This window comes from Pseudomonas sp. (assembly GCF_030147005.1).
In the GTDB taxonomy this organism is placed as follows: domain Bacteria; phylum Pseudomonadota; class Gammaproteobacteria; order Pseudomonadales; family Pseudomonadaceae; genus Aquipseudomonas.
Genome location: NZ_JASLAW010000175.1, coordinates 1 through 15822, shown reverse-complemented (window position 1 = coordinate 15822; position 15822 = coordinate 1). Strand labels below are relative to the sequence as shown.

15 protein-coding genes are annotated in these 15822 nt (G+C 58.1%); 12 read left to right on the top strand and 3 right to left on the bottom strand.

Going from position 1 to position 15822, the window contains the following annotated elements; all coding sequences use genetic code 11:
• Nucleotides 1–61: 61 nt before the first annotated feature.
• From Q1V60_RS16275 to Q1V60_RS16265, 3 genes are read left to right on the top strand one after another with little or no spacing between them, the layout of a single operon-like run.
• Nucleotides 62–940, top strand: a complete 879-nt coding sequence (locus Q1V60_RS16275) for an ABC transporter substrate-binding protein (protein ID WP_300632266.1) — start codon at nt 62–64, stop codon at nt 938–940.
• A 50-nt stretch (nt 941–990) separates the two neighbouring features.
• Nucleotides 991–1974, top strand: coding sequence for an iron ABC transporter permease (locus tag Q1V60_RS16270; RefSeq protein WP_300632354.1), 984 nt, complete (start codon nt 991–993; stop codon nt 1972–1974).
• The gene (locus Q1V60_RS16265; protein ID WP_300632263.1) at nt 1974–2741 is read left to right on the top strand and encodes a heme ABC transporter ATP-binding protein; all 768 of its coding nucleotides are present in this window, start codon (nt 1974–1976) and stop codon (nt 2739–2741) included. Before Q1V60_RS16270 ends, Q1V60_RS16265 begins: the two co-directional genes overlap by 1 nt.
• Before the next feature lie 231 nt (nt 2742–2972).
• Here the strand turns inward: Q1V60_RS16265 and Q1V60_RS16260 are convergent, their stop codons facing one another.
• From Q1V60_RS16260 to Q1V60_RS16250, 3 genes are all read right to left on the bottom strand, one after another.
• Nucleotides 2973–3245 (bottom strand): TfoX/Sxy family protein, encoded by a 273-nt coding sequence (locus Q1V60_RS16260; protein WP_300632260.1) that lies wholly within the window; start codon nt 3243–3245, stop codon nt 2973–2975.
• 198 nt (nt 3246–3443) lie between these two features.
• The gene (locus Q1V60_RS16255; protein WP_300632257.1) at nt 3444–3788 is read right to left on the bottom strand and encodes a pentapeptide repeat-containing protein; all 345 of its coding nucleotides are present in this window, start codon (nt 3786–3788) and stop codon (nt 3444–3446) included.
• Nucleotides 3789–3880: 92 nt separating this feature from the next.
• Nucleotides 3881–5437 carry a bifunctional aminoglycoside phosphotransferase/ATP-binding protein gene (locus Q1V60_RS16250; RefSeq protein ID WP_300632254.1) on the bottom strand — a complete coding sequence of 519 codons (1557 nt, stop codon included), beginning with the start codon at nt 5435–5437 and terminating at the stop codon, nt 3881–3883.
• A gap of 118 nt (nt 5438–5555) precedes the next feature.
• Between Q1V60_RS16250 and mrcB the strand changes: the two genes are divergently transcribed.
• From mrcB to msrQ, 9 genes are all read left to right on the top strand, one after another.
• Nucleotides 5556–7880, top strand: a complete 2325-nt coding sequence (gene mrcB, locus Q1V60_RS16245) for a penicillin-binding protein 1B (protein WP_300632251.1) — start codon at nt 5556–5558, stop codon at nt 7878–7880.
• 16 nt (nt 7881–7896) lie between these two features.
• A complete protein-coding gene (locus tag Q1V60_RS16240; RefSeq protein WP_300632248.1) occupies nt 7897–8631 on the top strand; it encodes a hypothetical protein in 735 nt (244 codons plus the stop codon).
• On the top strand, nt 8631–8960 hold the full coding sequence (locus Q1V60_RS16235; protein WP_300632245.1) for a YqcC family protein: 330 nt from the start codon (nt 8631–8633) through the stop codon (nt 8958–8960). The genes Q1V60_RS16240 and Q1V60_RS16235 overlap by 1 nt, the downstream gene beginning before the upstream one ends.
• 431 nt (nt 8961–9391) lie before the next feature.
• Entirely contained in the window at nt 9392–11116 is a 1725-nt protein-coding gene (locus Q1V60_RS16230) for an acetolactate synthase 3 large subunit (protein ID WP_300632241.1), read from the top strand.
• 2 nt (nt 11117–11118) lie between these two features.
• Nucleotides 11119–11610 (top strand): acetolactate synthase small subunit, encoded by a 492-nt coding sequence (gene ilvN, locus Q1V60_RS16225; protein ID WP_003176102.1) that lies wholly within the window; start codon nt 11119–11121, stop codon nt 11608–11610.
• Between the two features lie 46 nt (nt 11611–11656).
• Nucleotides 11657–12673, top strand: coding sequence for a ketol-acid reductoisomerase (gene ilvC, locus Q1V60_RS16220; protein ID WP_003176099.1), 1017 nt, complete (start codon nt 11657–11659; stop codon nt 12671–12673).
• A 146-nt stretch (nt 12674–12819) separates the two neighbouring features.
• Nucleotides 12820–13677, top strand: coding sequence for a CDP-diacylglycerol--serine O-phosphatidyltransferase (gene pssA / locus Q1V60_RS16215; RefSeq protein WP_003176097.1), 858 nt, complete (start codon nt 12820–12822; stop codon nt 13675–13677).
• A 63-nt stretch (nt 13678–13740) separates the two neighbouring features.
• Nucleotides 13741–14754 carry a protein-methionine-sulfoxide reductase catalytic subunit MsrP gene (gene msrP, locus Q1V60_RS16210; protein WP_300632231.1) on the top strand — a complete coding sequence of 338 codons (1014 nt, stop codon included), beginning with the start codon at nt 13741–13743 and terminating at the stop codon, nt 14752–14754.
• Nucleotides 14754–15374, top strand: a complete 621-nt coding sequence (msrQ, locus tag Q1V60_RS16205; protein ID WP_300632228.1) for a protein-methionine-sulfoxide reductase heme-binding subunit MsrQ — start codon at nt 14754–14756, stop codon at nt 15372–15374. Before msrP ends, msrQ begins: the two co-directional genes overlap by 1 nt.
• Nucleotides 15375–15822 lie beyond the last annotated feature (448 nt).

Genomic DNA, 15822 nt, shown 5'->3' with positions numbered 1-15822 from the left:
AGGGTTTATCTGTCACATTGATGAGTGCTTGAGCAGCCCTGCCCTGGAAGGAAACCCTGTTATGCGCCTGAGTGCCAGCGTTATTGCGCTTGTTGCCGGATTGCTGGTGAGCCACACGGCCCAAGCCTTGGAACTGCCGCAACGCTGGGTAAGCGCCGGTGGCGCGTTATCGGAATGGGTGACGGTATTGGGAGGTGAGTCGAAGCTGGTTGGCGTGGACACCACAAGCCAGCATCCGGCATCACTCAAGGCATTGCCCAGTATCGGCTATCAGCGCCAGTTGTCGGCCGAGGGCATTCTCAGCCTGCGCCCGCAGGTGCTGGTGGGCACCGAAGAGATGGGGCCGCCACCGGTGCTGGCGCAAATACGCGGCGCGGGGGTGCAGGTAGAGATGTTCTCCGCGCAGCCGGATCTACCGAGCCTGAGAGCCAACCTGTTGCACCTGGGCAAGCTGCTGGGCAGCGAGGCCGAGGCCAATAAGTTGTTTACCGGATATGAGCAGGCGCTTGATCAGCAGAAAGCCTGGGTGGCCACGGCGCGGCTGACGCAAAAATTACCCGGTGTGTTGCTGTTGCTCGGGCACGCCGGCGGCAAGCCGTTGATTGCGGGCAAGGGCACAGCCGCTGATTGGATGTTGCAACAGGCCGGCGGCCATAACCTGGCGGTTCATAGTGGTTACAAACCGTTCTCGGTGGAGTCGCTGGCCGGGTTGAGTCCTGATGTGCTGGTATTTGCCGATCGGGCACTCAGTGGTGAAGCAGCGCGCGCAGCGTTGTTCAAGGAAAACCCTATCCTCGCATCCACGCCGGCTGCCAAGAGCGGCCGGGTGATTGAGTTGGACCCGACTCTGCTGGTGGGCGGACTCGGGCCGCGCTTGCCGCAAAGCCTGGCGCAGTTGTCGGCTGGATTTTTCCCGGCCCATGCTCAACCCGCCCCATGACGACATTGGTTAAGCCGAAAACGCTGTTTATCGGACTGGCGCTGTTATGTCTGGTGGCGACCTGGCTTTCATTGGCCCTGGGCCCGGTCAGCCTGCCGTTGTTCGACACGGTCAGGGCGGCGTTGCGATTGATGGGAGCGCCGATTGATGCCCGGGGGCTTGAACAAGCAGAGTTGATCCTGGGTCAGATTCGCTTGCCGCGCACGTTACTGGGCCTGGCCGTTGGTGCTGTGCTCGCATTGTCGGGTGTGGCGATGCAGGGGTTGTTTCGCAACCCGTTGGCCGATCCTGGCCTGGTGGGCGTGTCCAGTGGCGCGGCGTTGGGGGCTGCGGTGGCAATTGTCGGAGGCTCGCTTTTTGGCGGGTTGCCGGATGCACTCGGGCCCTATCTGTTGTCGATTTGTGCGTTTCTGGGAGGCCTGGGCGTCACGGCGCTGGTTTATCGATTAGGGCGGCGCAATGGCCAAACCAACGTCGCGACGATGCTGCTCGCCGGCATCGCGCTTACAGCCCTCGCCGGTTCCGCAGTGGGGCTGTTCACCTACCTGGCGGACGACGCCACCTTGCGTACCCTGACATTCTGGAACCTGGGCAGCCTCAATGGCGCCAGCTATTCGCGATTATGGCCGTTGCTGCTGGTGAGTGCGGGCGTGGCGCTGTGGCTGCCGCGCCGAGCGAAGGCCTTGAATGCGCTATTGCTGGGTGAGTCCGAGGCCAGCCATCTGGGCATTGATGTTGAAAGGCTCAAGCGTGAGCTGGTGTTCTGTACGGCGTTGGGCGTTGGCGCAGCGGTGGCTGCGGCCGGCATGATCGGCTTTGTCGGGTTGGTGGTACCGCACTTGGTGCGGTTGCTGGCAGGGCCGGATCACCGAGTGTTATTGCCTGCTTCGGTGCTGGCGGGGGCGAGCTTGTTGCTGTTCGCGGATTTGGTCGCGCGCTTGGCGTTGGCGCCGGCGGAACTGCCGATCGGTATCGTCACCGCGTTCATCGGCGCACCATTTTTCCTTTATTTATTGCTGCGAGGGCGCGCCTGATGTTGCGCGTGGAAGCGTTGCAGATCCGCCGCGCACGCAAAACCGTGTTGGCGGATGTCACCTTGGACCTGCTGCCGGGCGAAGTGCTGGGCGTGTTGGGTCCCAATGGTGCGGGCAAAAGTACCTTGCTGAGTGCGCTGTGCGGTGAGTTGCTGCCTGATCAGGGCAAGGTCTGGCTGGATCAGCAAGAGTTGAAGCATTTGAGCGGAGCACAACGAGCGCAACGCCTGGCGGTATTACCCCAGACCTCAACCCTGGATTTCGCTTTCCGTGTCGAGGAAGTTGTCGGCATGGGCCGCTTGCCGCATCAGACAGGGCGAGTACGTGATGAGCAAATCATCAGCGCGGCGCTGCAGGCGGCGGATGTGGGGCACCTGAGTGGTCGCAGTTACTTGGCGTTATCGGGCGGAGAGCGTCAACGGGTGCACCTGGCCCGTGTATTGGCGCAGTTATGGCCGGGCGAGGCGGGGCAGACGCTGTTGCTGGATGAACCGACATCGATGCTTGATCCGTTGCATCAGCATACGACCTTGCAGGCGATCCGTAGCTTTGCCGATCGTGGCGCAGCGGTGTTGGTGATCCTGCATGACCTGAACCTGGCCGCGCGTTACTGTGATCGTATCCTGTTGCTGGAGGACGGACGCCCTCACGCCTTGGACACACCGGCACAGGTGCTGCGACCCGAGCCGCTCAAAGCGGTGTTTGGTCTGGATGTATTGGTGCAGTTGCATCCGGAGCGTGGCCATCCGTTGATCATCGCGCGCTGAACTCAGTTTCTCACAGGCAAAAAAAGACCCGGCAAGAGCCGGGTCAAATAACCGTGATTAGCCTGATGAGGAGATAATCTGAGAGTCCGAACCAATGGTCTTTCAGTTATCGGCTGATCTCGCGACCAGTTGCGATAATCATAACGATTCTCATTTGAGAGTCAACCCTTGTTTTATCCGTACCCGTTACTTTTCTCAAAAAGCCTGCAAATACTGGATTGATCGTCGGATCTAAATCGACTGGCGCGTCGAGAGCGCATCCAACTGACGGTTCAACGCCTCCTTGCGCTCCTTGGGTATGTCGTTCCAATGCACGTCCATCAATGCGCCTTCAATGGCATAGAGCAGGACTTTTGATGCGCGGAACCCGCGAGTTCGCACGGCTCGGTAAGCATCGACTGCGCCAAGGCGGCGTAGGTCGGATGCGCTGTGGATGCCCACCGCATGCAGCCACTGTGCCGACGTCTTGCCAAGGTTTTTCAGGTGTTGCAGCTCATCGTTCATCAAGCCTCCTTGCGACGGCCGAAGGGTGCGGTGGGTATTCGTGACCAGGCAAGCCTGAAAATGAGTGTAGCGCTCAGTAGGAAAAGCGTGATTCTTTGGTCGGGAATGGCTTAAAAGCTTATAAGAACGCCGCTTTATGTCGGGCACGGAAAAGCGCCCGGCACGCCTGATGCGCGGCCGGGAGCTGGGGTTTTGAGGTTATTTGGTGCGGTAACGCAGGCGGGTCCCGAAATTCACCGACATCAGGATCTCGTCAGCCGTCAGGTCGGGTGAGAAGTAAGTGCCGGAAATCTGCGCATGGGCCAGGCTGGCGCCCTCCAATGAACATTCGCGTAAATCCAGCCCACGTAAGTCGGCAGAGCGGAAATAGGCGTCGGTAAAGTCGATACCCGCAGCGTTCAGGTCGCGCAGATCCAAGCCTCGGAAGTCGCCGCCACGCATGTCGATGACGCCGTCTTCGGGGCGCTGCTGATTGAAGGCCCGAATGTCGTCCTTGTGCAGGAGCGCGTAGAGCGGGGTATCAAGAAGCTTGGGCTGACTCATGACGGCGACTCCTGTTGGAATTGTAATGCCACTATAGTGCCAGTATTGCAGGGTCGTGCGCCAAAGTCGGCGGCACGACCAAGAAATATTTCTTACAGGCCGGGCAAGCGTTGACGAATATGCGCGACCAAGGCATCGAGGGTTCCGCTTTCATTGGTCTCGACGCGTTTGCTCAACAGCAGCTCCTGCGCGGTCAGCGGGTCACGACTGGCCTGTTGTTCTTCGATAACTGTCAATGTTGCGTCGGACGGATCGTTTTTTTCGGCCTCACGCTGTGCCAGCCAACTGGCGATAACGGCTTGGGGCGCATTGCAATCCAGAATCAGGAACGGTGCCCCGGTGGATTCGGCAACTCGGGCTGCCGCATCACGCTGTTCGAGTTTCAAGAAGGTGGCATCCAGCACCACCGGGAAACCGGCGCGCAGCACAGTGTCGGCAATTTCGTTGAGGCGCGTGTACGTCGCAGCACTGGCGTCATGGCTATAGATACCGGCTTGCGGTGTGTTTTCGACGTGCTGCTCGCCAAACAGGCGTTTGCGTTCCACGTCCGAACGCAGGCGAACAGCCCCTAATGCCTCGACCAGGCGCATTGCGACATGGCTTTTGCCCACGGCCGAAACACCATGGGTAATTGCCAGGAAGCGCGATGGGATAGTGCTGTAGCTTTCAGCCAGATTGGCATAGTTGCGGTACTGACGCAGGGTGGTGGCGCGTTGCACCGGGTCGGCTTCGCTCGGCATGCTGAACAGCGCAACTTTCGCCCGGACCAAGGCGCGATAAGCCTTGTAGAAGTTCAGCAACTCCAGGCCCTGATAATCCCCGGTCAGTTCCAGGTATTGGCTCATAAACCGTCGCGCAAGGAATTTGAGGCCACGGTCTTCCAAGTCCATCGCCAGGAACGCGGTGTCGGCGTACACGTCGGTGAAGCGGAACGGCTCGTTGAATTCGATGCAGTCGAAGATCACCACATGGCCGTCGATCAGCGTGGCGTTACCCAGGTGGATATCACCATGGCATTCGCGGGTGAATCCACTGAGTTTGCGCTGTTCCAGCAGCGGCTTGAGGCGTTCGAAGCTGCTATCGGCCCAGGCTTGCAGGGCTTCGAGCTGAGTGAGGTCGGCCTTGTCAGTGAGGAAAGGGCGGATCTGTTCGAAGTTCTGGCGTACCGGTGCCATCACTTCTTCCGGGGTGCCGGCCGGGTGCTCTTGCGAAACCTTGGGGGCATTGAGGTGGAAGTGCGCGATCTGCTTGGCCATTTCGTCAATGTGAGCGCTGGTGAGTTCACCGTTGGCTTGCAAGGTGCTCAACATCTGGCTTTGCGGAAATTGACGCATTTTCAGCGCGTACTCGATCACCGGGCCGTCGCCCGCCAATCGCGGTGCATCGGCAGTGCCGGTAATTGGTAGCACTTCAAGATACAAATCTTCGGTCAGGCGCTGGTTGAGGCGCAGCTCTTCGTTGCAAAAGTGGCCGCGCTTTTCCAGGTCGGTGAAGTCCAGGAAGCCGAAGTTCATCGGTTTCTTCAGTTTATAAGCATAGGGACCGGTCAGGATCACCCAGGAAATATGGGTTTCAATGACTTGAAATGCTTCCACCGGATGCGGATACAAAGCCGGGTTTTGCAGGGCGGCAATCAGAGAGTGGCTCACGGGCGATCCTTCAAAGTCTGGGAGAAATCATTGCAGGCATTATGGCCGCTACTGGCGGTCGTGCAAACCGCTGTCCGGCTCATGTTGATCATCAATAAAGTGCGTATAATCCGCCGCCATGACTCGAACCCGATCTCCCCGTTCCCGTAAAAAACCTCCTTCGCGCAGCCTGCGCCCGTGGCTGGGCTGGGCGCTCAAGCTCGGCCTGGTTGGCCTTGTGGCGCTCGCCGGCGTCGCGGTGTATCTCGACGCCGTGGTCCAGGAGAAGTTCTCCGGCAAGCGCTGGACCATCCCGGCCAAGGTGTATGCACGCCCGCTGGAATTGTTCGCCGGCCAGAAACTGAGCAAGGAAGACTTCCTCACCGAACTCGATGCGCTGGGCTATCGGCGCGAGCCCGTGAGCAACGGCCCGGGCTCGGCCGCCGTCAGCGGGAATACCGTCGACCTGAACACCCGCGGCTTTCAATTCTACGAAGGCCTGGAAAAAGCCCAGCCGGTACGCGTGCGTTTTTCCGGTGATTACGTGGCCGAGCTGTCGTCGCTCAACGGTGCCAAGCTGCCGGTTGTACGCCTCGAGCCGCTGATGATCGGCGGCATTTATCCCAAGAACCTTGAAGACCGGATTCTGATCAAACTCGATCAAGCGCCTCCGTACCTGTTGGAAACGCTGGTTGCTGTAGAGGACCGCGACTTCTACAGCCACTGGGGCGTCTCGCCAAAGTCGATCGCCCGCGCGATTTGGATCAATACCTCCGGCGGCAAGATGACTCAGGGCGGCAGTACGCTCACCCAGCAACTGGTGAAAAACTTCTACCTGACCAGTGAGCGCAGCCTGACACGTAAGCTCACCGAAGCCATGATGGCGATGCTGCTGGAGTTGCATTACAGCAAGCAGGAAATCCTCGAGGCGTACCTCAACGAGGTCTTCGTCGGCCAGGACGGCCAGCGCGCGGTGCACGGTTTCGGCTTGGCCAGTCAGTTCTTCTTCGGGCAGCCGTTGTCTGAATTGAAGTTGCACCAGGTTGCGCTGCTGGTGGGGATGGTCAAGGGGCCGTCCTATTACAACCCGCGTCGCAACCCTGAGCGTGCGCTCGAACGTCGCAACCTGGTGCTCGATGTATTGGAACAGCAGGGCGTTGCCACTGCTGAGCAGGTCGCAGCCGCGAAGCAAATGCCGCTGGGGGTCACCACCCGCGGCAAACTGGCAGACAGCTCATTCCCCGGCTTTATTGATTTGGTCAAACGTCAACTGCGTGAAGACTACCGCGACGAAGACTTGACCGAAGAAGGGCTGCGTATCTTCACCAGCTTCGACCCGATTCTGCAGATGAAGGCCGAGGCGTCGGTCAACGACACCTTCAAGCGCCTCACCGGCCGTAAAGGCTCCGATGAAGTAGAAGCCGCCATGGTCGTGACCAACCCGGAAACCGGGGAGGTCCAGGCCATGATCGGTAGCCGTCAGGCCAGTTTTGCCGGTTTCAACCGCGCCCTCGATGCCGTGCGTCCGATCGGCTCGCTGGTCAAGCCGGCGGTTTACCTGACCGCTCTGGAAAAACCGAGCAAGTACACGCTGACCAGTTGGCTTTCGGATGATCCGCTGTCTATCAAAGGGGCCGACGGTCAGGTATGGACGCCAAAGAACTTCGACCGCCGCTCGCATGGCACAGTGTTCCTGTATCAGGGACTGGCGCATTCCTACAACATCTCGACATCGCGCCTGGGGCTCGAAGTCGGCGTGCCGAATGTTCTGAAGACGCTGGCGCGACTGGGGATCGAGCGAGAGTTTCCGGCGTTCCCGTCGATGCTTCTGGGGGCGGCGGCCATGAGCCCGATGGAAGTGGCCACCATGTACCAGACCCTGGCCAATGGCGGTTTCAATACGCCGATGCGCGGTATTCGCAGTGTGCTGACCGCCGAGGGCGAACCGCTCAAGCGCTACCCGTTCCAGATCCAACAGCGTTTCGACGCGGGCTCCATTTACCTGATCCAGAACGCCATGCAGCGTGTGATGCGTGAAGGTACCGGGCGCTCGGTTTACAGCGTGCTGCCGTCGAACCTGACGCTGGCGGGCAAGACCGGCACCAGTAACGACTCGCGCGACAGCTGGTTCGCAGGTTTTGGCCAGGACGTACTGGCCGTGGTGTGGCTGGGCCGTGACGACAATGGCAAGACGCCGTTCACCGGTGCGACTGGCGCGCTGCAGGTTTGGACCAGCTTTATGCGTAAGGCCGACCCGTTGCCACTCAACATGCCGCAGCCGGACAATATCGTGCAGGCCTGGATTGATCCGCACACAGGCCAAGGTTCCGATGCCAACTGCCCGGGTGCGGTGCAGATGCCGTATATTCGCGGCAGCGAGCCATCACCGGGTGCCGCATGCGGGGGCAGTGCCCCTGCTGACGCAGAGTCGGTGATGGATTGGGTCAAGGGCTGGATGAATTAAGCAAAGAGGGTTTCAAGTGAACAAGTTGTGGATTCCAGCGATTACAGTTCTGGCTTTGCTCGGCGGTTGCTCCAGCGTGCAACGCGGCTCTATTCCGGTAGTGGACTCGAGTACGAACGTCTCCAATAACGACCGGATTTCGGCTAACGGCGGGTTTCGTCAAACCGTGACTAACCGTCCGGCGCAGGCCAAACCTCAGGCAATGCCGCAGGACTCGGGCGTGGTAGTGATGGTGCCTGGCAGTGGTGCCGCCGCCGCAGCGCCGATCAGTGCCGAACCATGGACCCCTGGGCCAAGCACTTCGGGGCCGAGCGATTCCACGCCTATCCAAACGCCGCCGGTCAACCAGGGCAGCTACAGTGTGCCGTCGACGCCGAGCGGAATTCCTTCGTCGTCCAATGCCGGCGGTCTGTCGGCTGATGAACAACTGGATGGCCCGGTATTGGCGCTGCTCACCACTGCCCAGCAACAGCAGGCCGGTGGCGATCTCAATGGCGCTTCGTCGAGCCTTGAACGTGCCCAACGGGTTGCGCCTCGCGAACCCCAAGTGTTGTATCGCCTGGCCCAGGTACGCATGGCCCAGGGTGATGCGCCGCAAGCCGAGCAGTTCGCTCGCCGTGGTTTGACCATGGCCAACGGTCGTCCCGACCTGCAAGCCAGCCTGTGGGCGTTGATCGGTGACGCGCGTGCCGCACAAGGCGACGCGGCCGGCGCTGCTCAGGCTCGGGCAAAAGCCAAGGTCAGCCTCTGATGGATGTACGTTTTCCGGCCATTGCCGAACAGTTGTTGTTGATCGAGCGAGAATTGCGCGTGCAGGGCTGGTGGGACGAAGTGTCCCCCAGCGCCGAAGCCCTCAGTAGCGTCGAGCCTTTTTCGGTCGACACATTGGATTTTCACCAGTGGCTGCAATGGGTTTTCCTGGTGCGCATGAAGCAGATCCTCGAACAGGATCTGCCTTTGCCCAATGCTTCCGGAATTCTGGAAATGGCCGAGATGGTGTATGCCGACCGGCCGCTGGAGAGCCTTGGCTTGCGCAACGCGCTGAAAAAGTTCGACCAATTGATCGTCGACGCTCGTTAATTGCATGACTGTCGGATTTTTCGGCAGTCTTGCGCACATTTCTATCGCTTGGCGACATTCAGGCGAGTTTTATCCCTCCTCAAAGCCCTTTCTTCTACGTTCTCATGCGCTTAGTTGGAAAAAAGCGCAATTATTGCTTGACTTGAAGAGCATGAAACAGAAGAATCCAAAGTCCGCTGTATCGGGACTGCCAGAAGCAGGCCCGCTCAGCAGATCATGAGGCGCATATCCGCGCCGACCTGTAACACCCGCAACGCGTTACCTCGCGCTGGGTGGGAAAAGCCCGCAACACTTGGGACGATCCCAATACTTGCTCAGTCAGTGCTGACGTAGTCGGCGACCACCGTCGCTCATGCTCTGTTGAGAAGTAAACCTATTAAGACCCGTCGGTTTTTAACGGACGGTATTCTGGCGTTTTAGAGGTGAACAACGTGGAGCTTTTATCTGGCGGTGAGATGCTCGTCCGCTTTTTGCGTGACGAAGGTGTCGACTATATCTACGGGTACCCTGGTGGTGCTTTGCTGCACGTCTACGACGCACTGTTCAAGGAACCGGCTGTTACCCACATCCTGGTTCGCCACGAACAGGCCGCGACCCATATGGCCGATGGTTACGCCCGTGCCACCGGTAAAGCCGGCGTGGTACTGGTAACGTCCGGCCCAGGCGCAACCAATGCCATCACTGGCATCGCGACTGCCTATATGGACTCCATTCCGATGGTGATTATTTCCGGTCAGGTTGCCAGCACCATGGTCGGTACTGATGCGTTCCAGGAAACCGACATGATCGGTATCTCCCGGCCGATCGTGAAACATAGCTTCATGATCAAGCATGCGTCGGAAATTCCGGAAATCATGAAAAAGGCGTTCTACCTCGCACAATCCGGTCGTCCGGGTCCTGTAGTGGTAGATATTCCCAAGGACATGACTAACCCGGCCGAAAAATTCGAATACATTTTCCCGAAGAAAGCCAAGCTGCGCTCCTACAGCCCGGCCGTGCGTGGGCACTCCGGGCAAATCCGCAAGGCGGCGGAAATGCTCCTGGCCGCCAAGCGCCCGGTACTGTACTCCGGGGGTGGCGTGATTCTGGGCGGCGGTTCCGCACCGCTGACCGAATTGGCCAAGCTGCTTAACCTGCCGGTTACCAATACCTTGATGGGACTTGGCGCATTTCCGGGTTCGGATCGTCAGTTCGTCGGCATGCTCGGCATGCACGGCAGTTACACCGCCAACCTGACCATGCACCACGCCGATGTAATTCTGGCGGTTGGCGCACGGTTCGATGACCGCGTGATCAACGGCGCGAGCAAGTTTTGCCCGAACGCCAAGATCATCCATATCGACATCGACCCGGCGTCCATCTCCAAGACCATCAAGGCCGACGTGCCGATCGTAGGGCCAGTGGAAAGCGTACTGACCGAAATGGTCGCAGCGCTCAAGGACATCGGCGAAACGCCGAACAAGGAATCCGTTGCCAGCTGGTGGAAGCAAATCGACGAATGGCGCGGCGACCGCGGCCTGTTCCCTTACGACAAGGGCGACGGCAGCATCATCAAGCCACAAACCGTGATCGAGACCCTGTGCGAAGTGACCAAGGGCGACGCCTTTGTGACCTCCGACGTGGGCCAGCACCAGATGTTCGCCGCGCAGTACTACAAGTTCGACAAGCCTAACCGCTGGATCAACTCCGGTGGCCTGGGCACGATGGGCTTTGGTTTCCCGGCGGCCATGGGAGTAAAGCTGAGCTTTCCGGACGCCGACGTGGCCTGTGTCACTGGCGAAGGCAGCATCCAGATGAACATCCAGGAACTGTCGACGTGCCTGCAGTACGGCCTTCCCGTGAAGATCGTCTGCCTGAACAACGGCGTGCTGGGCATGGTTCGTCAGTGGCAGGACATGAGCTACGGTAGTCGTCACTCCCACTCTTACATGGAATCGCTGCCGGATTTCGTCAAGTTGGTTGAAGCCTATGGCCACGTAGGCATGCGCATCACCGATTTGAAAGATCTGAAGCCGAAGATGGAAGAAGCGTTCGCCATGAAGGACCGCCTGGTGTTCATCGATATTCAGGTGGATACCAGCGAGCACGTCTACCCGATGCAAATCAAAGACGGCTCTATGCGCGATATGTGGCTGAACAAGACGGAGCGTACTTAATCATGCGGCACATTATCTCCCTGCTTCTGGAGAACGAACCCGGCGCTCTGTCCCGTGTTGTCGGCCTGTTTTCGCAACGCAACTACAACATCGAAAGCCTGACCGTGGCCCCGACCGAAGACCCGACCCTGTCGCGCCTGACGTTGACCACCGTGGGTCATGATGAGGTGATCGAGCAGATCACCAAGAACCTCAACAAGCTGATCGAAGTGGTCAAGCTGGTCGACCTGTCGGAAAGTGCCCACATCGAGCGCGAGCTGATGCTGGTCAAGGTCAAGGCCACGGGTGCCCAACGTGCCGAGATCAAGCGCACCACCGACATTTATCGCGGGCAGATCGTCGATGTGAGCGCCAGCGTTTATACCGTTCAACTGACCGGTACGAGCGACAAGCTGGACAGCTTCATCCAGTCGATCGGGACGGCCTCGATTCTGGAAACCGTACGCAGTGGTGTCACCGGGATTGCCCGTGGCGACAAAGTACTCAGCATCTAACCCAATTAGCGAATGGCCTTACGGCCTGGATATATAGAGGAACCTCATGAAAGTTTATTACGATAAAGATTGTGACCTGTCGATCATCCAGGGCAAGAAAGTCGCCATCATCGGTTACGGCTCCCAGGGCCACGCCCAAGCGTGCAACCTGAAAGATTCCGGCGTTGACGTTACCGTTGGCCTGCGCAAAGGCTCGGCTACCGTTGCCAAGGCTGAAGCTCACGGCCTCAAAGTGACTGACGTTGCTTCCGCTGTTGCGGCCGCCGACCTGGTCATGATCCTGACTCCGGACGAGTTCCAGTCCGCGCTGTACAAAAACGAAATCGAGCCGAACATCAAGAAGGGCGCCACCCTGGCCTTTTCCCACGGTTTCGCGATTCACTACAACCAGGTTGTGCCGCGCGCCGACCTCGACGTGATCATGATCGCGCCGAAGGCTCCGGGCCACACCGTACGTTCCGAGTTCGTCAAAGGCGGCGGTATTCCTGACTTGATCGCGATCTACCAGGACGCTTCGGGCAACGCCAAGAACGTTGCACTGTCCTACGCTGCCGGCGTCGGCGGCGGTCGTACCGGCATCATCGAAACCACCTTCAAGGACGAAACTGAAACCGACCTGTTCGGCGAACAGGCCGTACTGTGCGGCGGTACCGTTGAGCTGGTGAAAGCCGGTTTCGAAACTTTGGTTGAAGCTGGCTACGCGCCGGAAATGGCCTACTTCGAATGCCTGCACGAACTGAAGTTGATCGTTGACCTCATGTACGAAGGCGGTATCGCCAACATGAACTACTCGATCTCCAACAACGCCGAGTACGGTGAGTACGTAACCGGTCCGGAAGTGATCAACGCCGAGTCCCGCCAGGCTATGCGCAATGCTCTGAAACGTATTCAGGACGGCGAATACGCCAAAATGTTCATCAGCGAAGGCGCGACCGGCTACCCTTCGATGACCGCCAAGCGTCGTAACAACGCCGCCCACGGTATCGAAGTCATCGGCGAGCAACTGCGCTCCATGATGCCGTGGATCGGTGCCAACAAAATCGTCGACAAAGCCAAAAACTAAGTCGTACGTACCCAGGGAAAACGCGGCTTCGGCCGCGTTTTTTCGTTTGAGTAAGCTGGTTCTGGTATAAAGCTGCATCGTTTGCGGGCGAACACTCGCCGCAAGTATCTGTCGAATTTTTTTCACCCCGTTGCAAGGTAAAGTCCATGAGCGAACGTCCCGAAGAGCCAAACCAGGCTTCTGACGCCGAAAGCCTGCTACCGATTGATGAGCATGTCGAAGAAGGGCATGACGCGGAAGGCCGCAAGGTCCGGCATCGTGGCATCTATCTGCTGCCCAACCTGTTTACTACGGCGAATCTGTTTGCCGGCTTCTATTCCATCATCAACTCGATGAGTGCCCAAAGCGCATTGGCTGCGGGTGATGCGGCGAGTGCCAGCAAGTACTTTGGTTTTGCCGCCATCGCCATCTTCGTCGCCATGGTGCTGGATGGCCTGGATGGTCGTGTCGCGCGCATGACCAATACCCAGAGCGCTTTCGGTGCCGAGTACGACTCGTTGTCGGACATGGTTGCCTTTGGTGTCGCCCCTGCGTTGCTGGCGTTTGCCTGGGCGCTCGGTGATATGGGGAAGGTCGGCTGGATGGTGGCCTTCATCTATGTTGCGGGTGCGGCTTTGCGTCTTGCGCGTTTCAACACTCAAGTAGGCACTGCCGACAAACGGTACTTCATTGGCCTGGCCAGTCCTGCTGCTGCGGGAGTGGTGGCGGGTATCGTTTGGGCGTTCAGTGACTACGGCATCCAGGGATCGAAAATGTCGTTCCTGGTCGCGTTGATGGTTGCTGCGGCCGGCATGTTGATGGTCAGTAATATCAAGTACAACAGCTTCAAGGAGTTAGACCTCAAAGGGCGTGTTCCTTTCGTAGCGATTCTTGTCGTGGTACTGGTGTTTGCAGTGGTATTCAGCGACCCGCCGCGAATTCTGTTGTTGGCCTTCCTGGTCTACGCCGCTTCGGGGCCGATTCAGTACCTGCTGCATCTTCGCCGGGACAAAACATTGCCTTAATGTAATTTCCCCCATACTCCGCAGTCTATTGGTGCATCAGTTCTCCAATGCTGCGGAGTTGCCATGTTAATCAAAATCCCAAAAGCGTCCGATTGCCACGAATCGGATGTCACTCCTGAGTCTTTCTATCTCTCTCGCCGCAGCTTGCTCGGTGGTGCGCTTGCCGGCATTGCCACGAGCAGCTTGCCCCGTTGGGCCGGCGCTGAAGAGGCGGCACGTTATGCCGATGTCGAGCCGGGCAAGGCGCCCAATTGGTTTGCGCAAAAGCTCCCAGGTACCAAATGGCAAGCGGTGACGGTCAAGGATGAGGCGATCACGCCGTTCAAGGATGCAACCCACTACAACAACTTCTACGAGTTCGGCACAGACAAGGGCGACCCGGCGAAGAATGCGGGCTCGCTCAAAACTGAGCCATGGAGTGTTGTGATTGACGGTGAGGTCGCGAAACCGGGGCGCTACGCTTTGGAAGACTTCATGAAGCCTTACGAGCTGGAAGAGCGCATCTACCGCCTGCGTTGCGTCGAAGCGTGGTCGATGGTCATCCCCTGGATCGGCTTTCCTATTTCCGCCTTGCTCAAACAGGTTGAACCTACTTCCAAAGCGAAGTACATCCGATTTGAAACTTTGCAGGACCCGAAGAGCATGCCGGGTCAGCGCTCCAGTTTCGGCTTGATCGACTGGCCTTATGTGGAAGGGCTGCGTCTGGACGAGGCGATGAATCCATTGGCGATTCTTGCCGTTGGTATGTATGGGCGAGAGTTGCCTAACCAGAACGGTGCGCCCTTGCGCTTGATCGTGCCTTGGAAGTATGGCTTCAAGAGCGTGAAGTCGATCGTGCGGATCAGTCTTGCAAGCGAGCAGCCTAAGACCACTTGGCAGAGCATCGCTGCTGATGAGTATGGGTTTTATGCGAATGTGAACCCAACGGTTGACCATCCGCGTTGGACCCAGGCGCGGGAACGCCGGTTGCCGAGCGGCCTTTTTAGCCCGAACGTGCGTGACACGCAGATGTTCAATGGCTACGCGGATGAGGTCGCTTCTCTATATACAGGTCTCGACCTGAAGAAGAACTATTGATGCGTTATCCGATCTGGCGCATCGGCGTCTTTATTGCAGCCGCTGTATGGCCTTTGTACTGGCTATATGAAGCCTGGAGTTTTACCCTGGGGCCCGACCCGGGCAAAGTGCTGGTTGACCGCCTGGGTCTGGGCACCCTGATTCTATTGCTGATCACGCTTGCGATGACACCGCTCCAGAAATTGAGCGGTTGGGCAGGGTGGATTGCCGTTCGCCGGCAACTGGGGTTGTGGTGCTTTGCCTATGTAGTGCTGCATTTGGCGGCTTATTGTGTATTCGTCCTGGGGTTTGACTGGTCGCAGCTGGATGTGGAGTTGCGTAAGCGCCCGTACATAATTGTCGGCATGCTGGGGTTTCTGTCTTTACTGGTTTTGGCCGCGACGTCCAATCGTTATAGTCAGCGTCGGTTGGGTAGTCGCTGGAAAAAACTGCATCGTTTGGTGTACGTGATTTTGGGGCTCGGCTTGTTGCACATGTTGTGGATAGTTCGGGCTGATCTTAAGGAGTGGGCTGTCTATGCTTCTATCGGGGCATTGCTTCTGGTGTTGCGTGTGCCGCCGGTGATGCGTCGGATTCCGCGCCTTATTACCAGAAAAGCACCTTCTGCGACAAAAACGTAATTAACCCTTGACGGCAGATTCTGGAAGTCTATAATTCGCCCCACTTCCGGCGCAGTCGAAACGGAAAACTCCTTGGTAAACAAAGAGTTACGCAGAATTCGACAGCGAGTTGCTTCAGTTCATCGAAGCCCAGAAGGAGTTGGTAGAGCAGTGTTGTTTGGCTCTATTAACGTTTCGATCCTCTCGGTCGAAAGCTGAGAAAAAGAGGTGTTGACAGCAGCGTGTAACGCTGTAGAATTCGCCTCCCGCTAACGAGAGATCGGAAGCGCAAGTGGTTGAAGTTGTTGAAGAAATCTTCGAAAGCTTCTGAAAATAACCGCTTGACAGCAAATGAGGCTGCTGTAGAATGCGCGCCTCGGTTGAGACGAATAGCTCTTAACCAACCGCTCTTTAACAACTGAATCAAGCAATTCGTGTGGGTGCTTGTGGAGTCAGACTGATAGTCAAC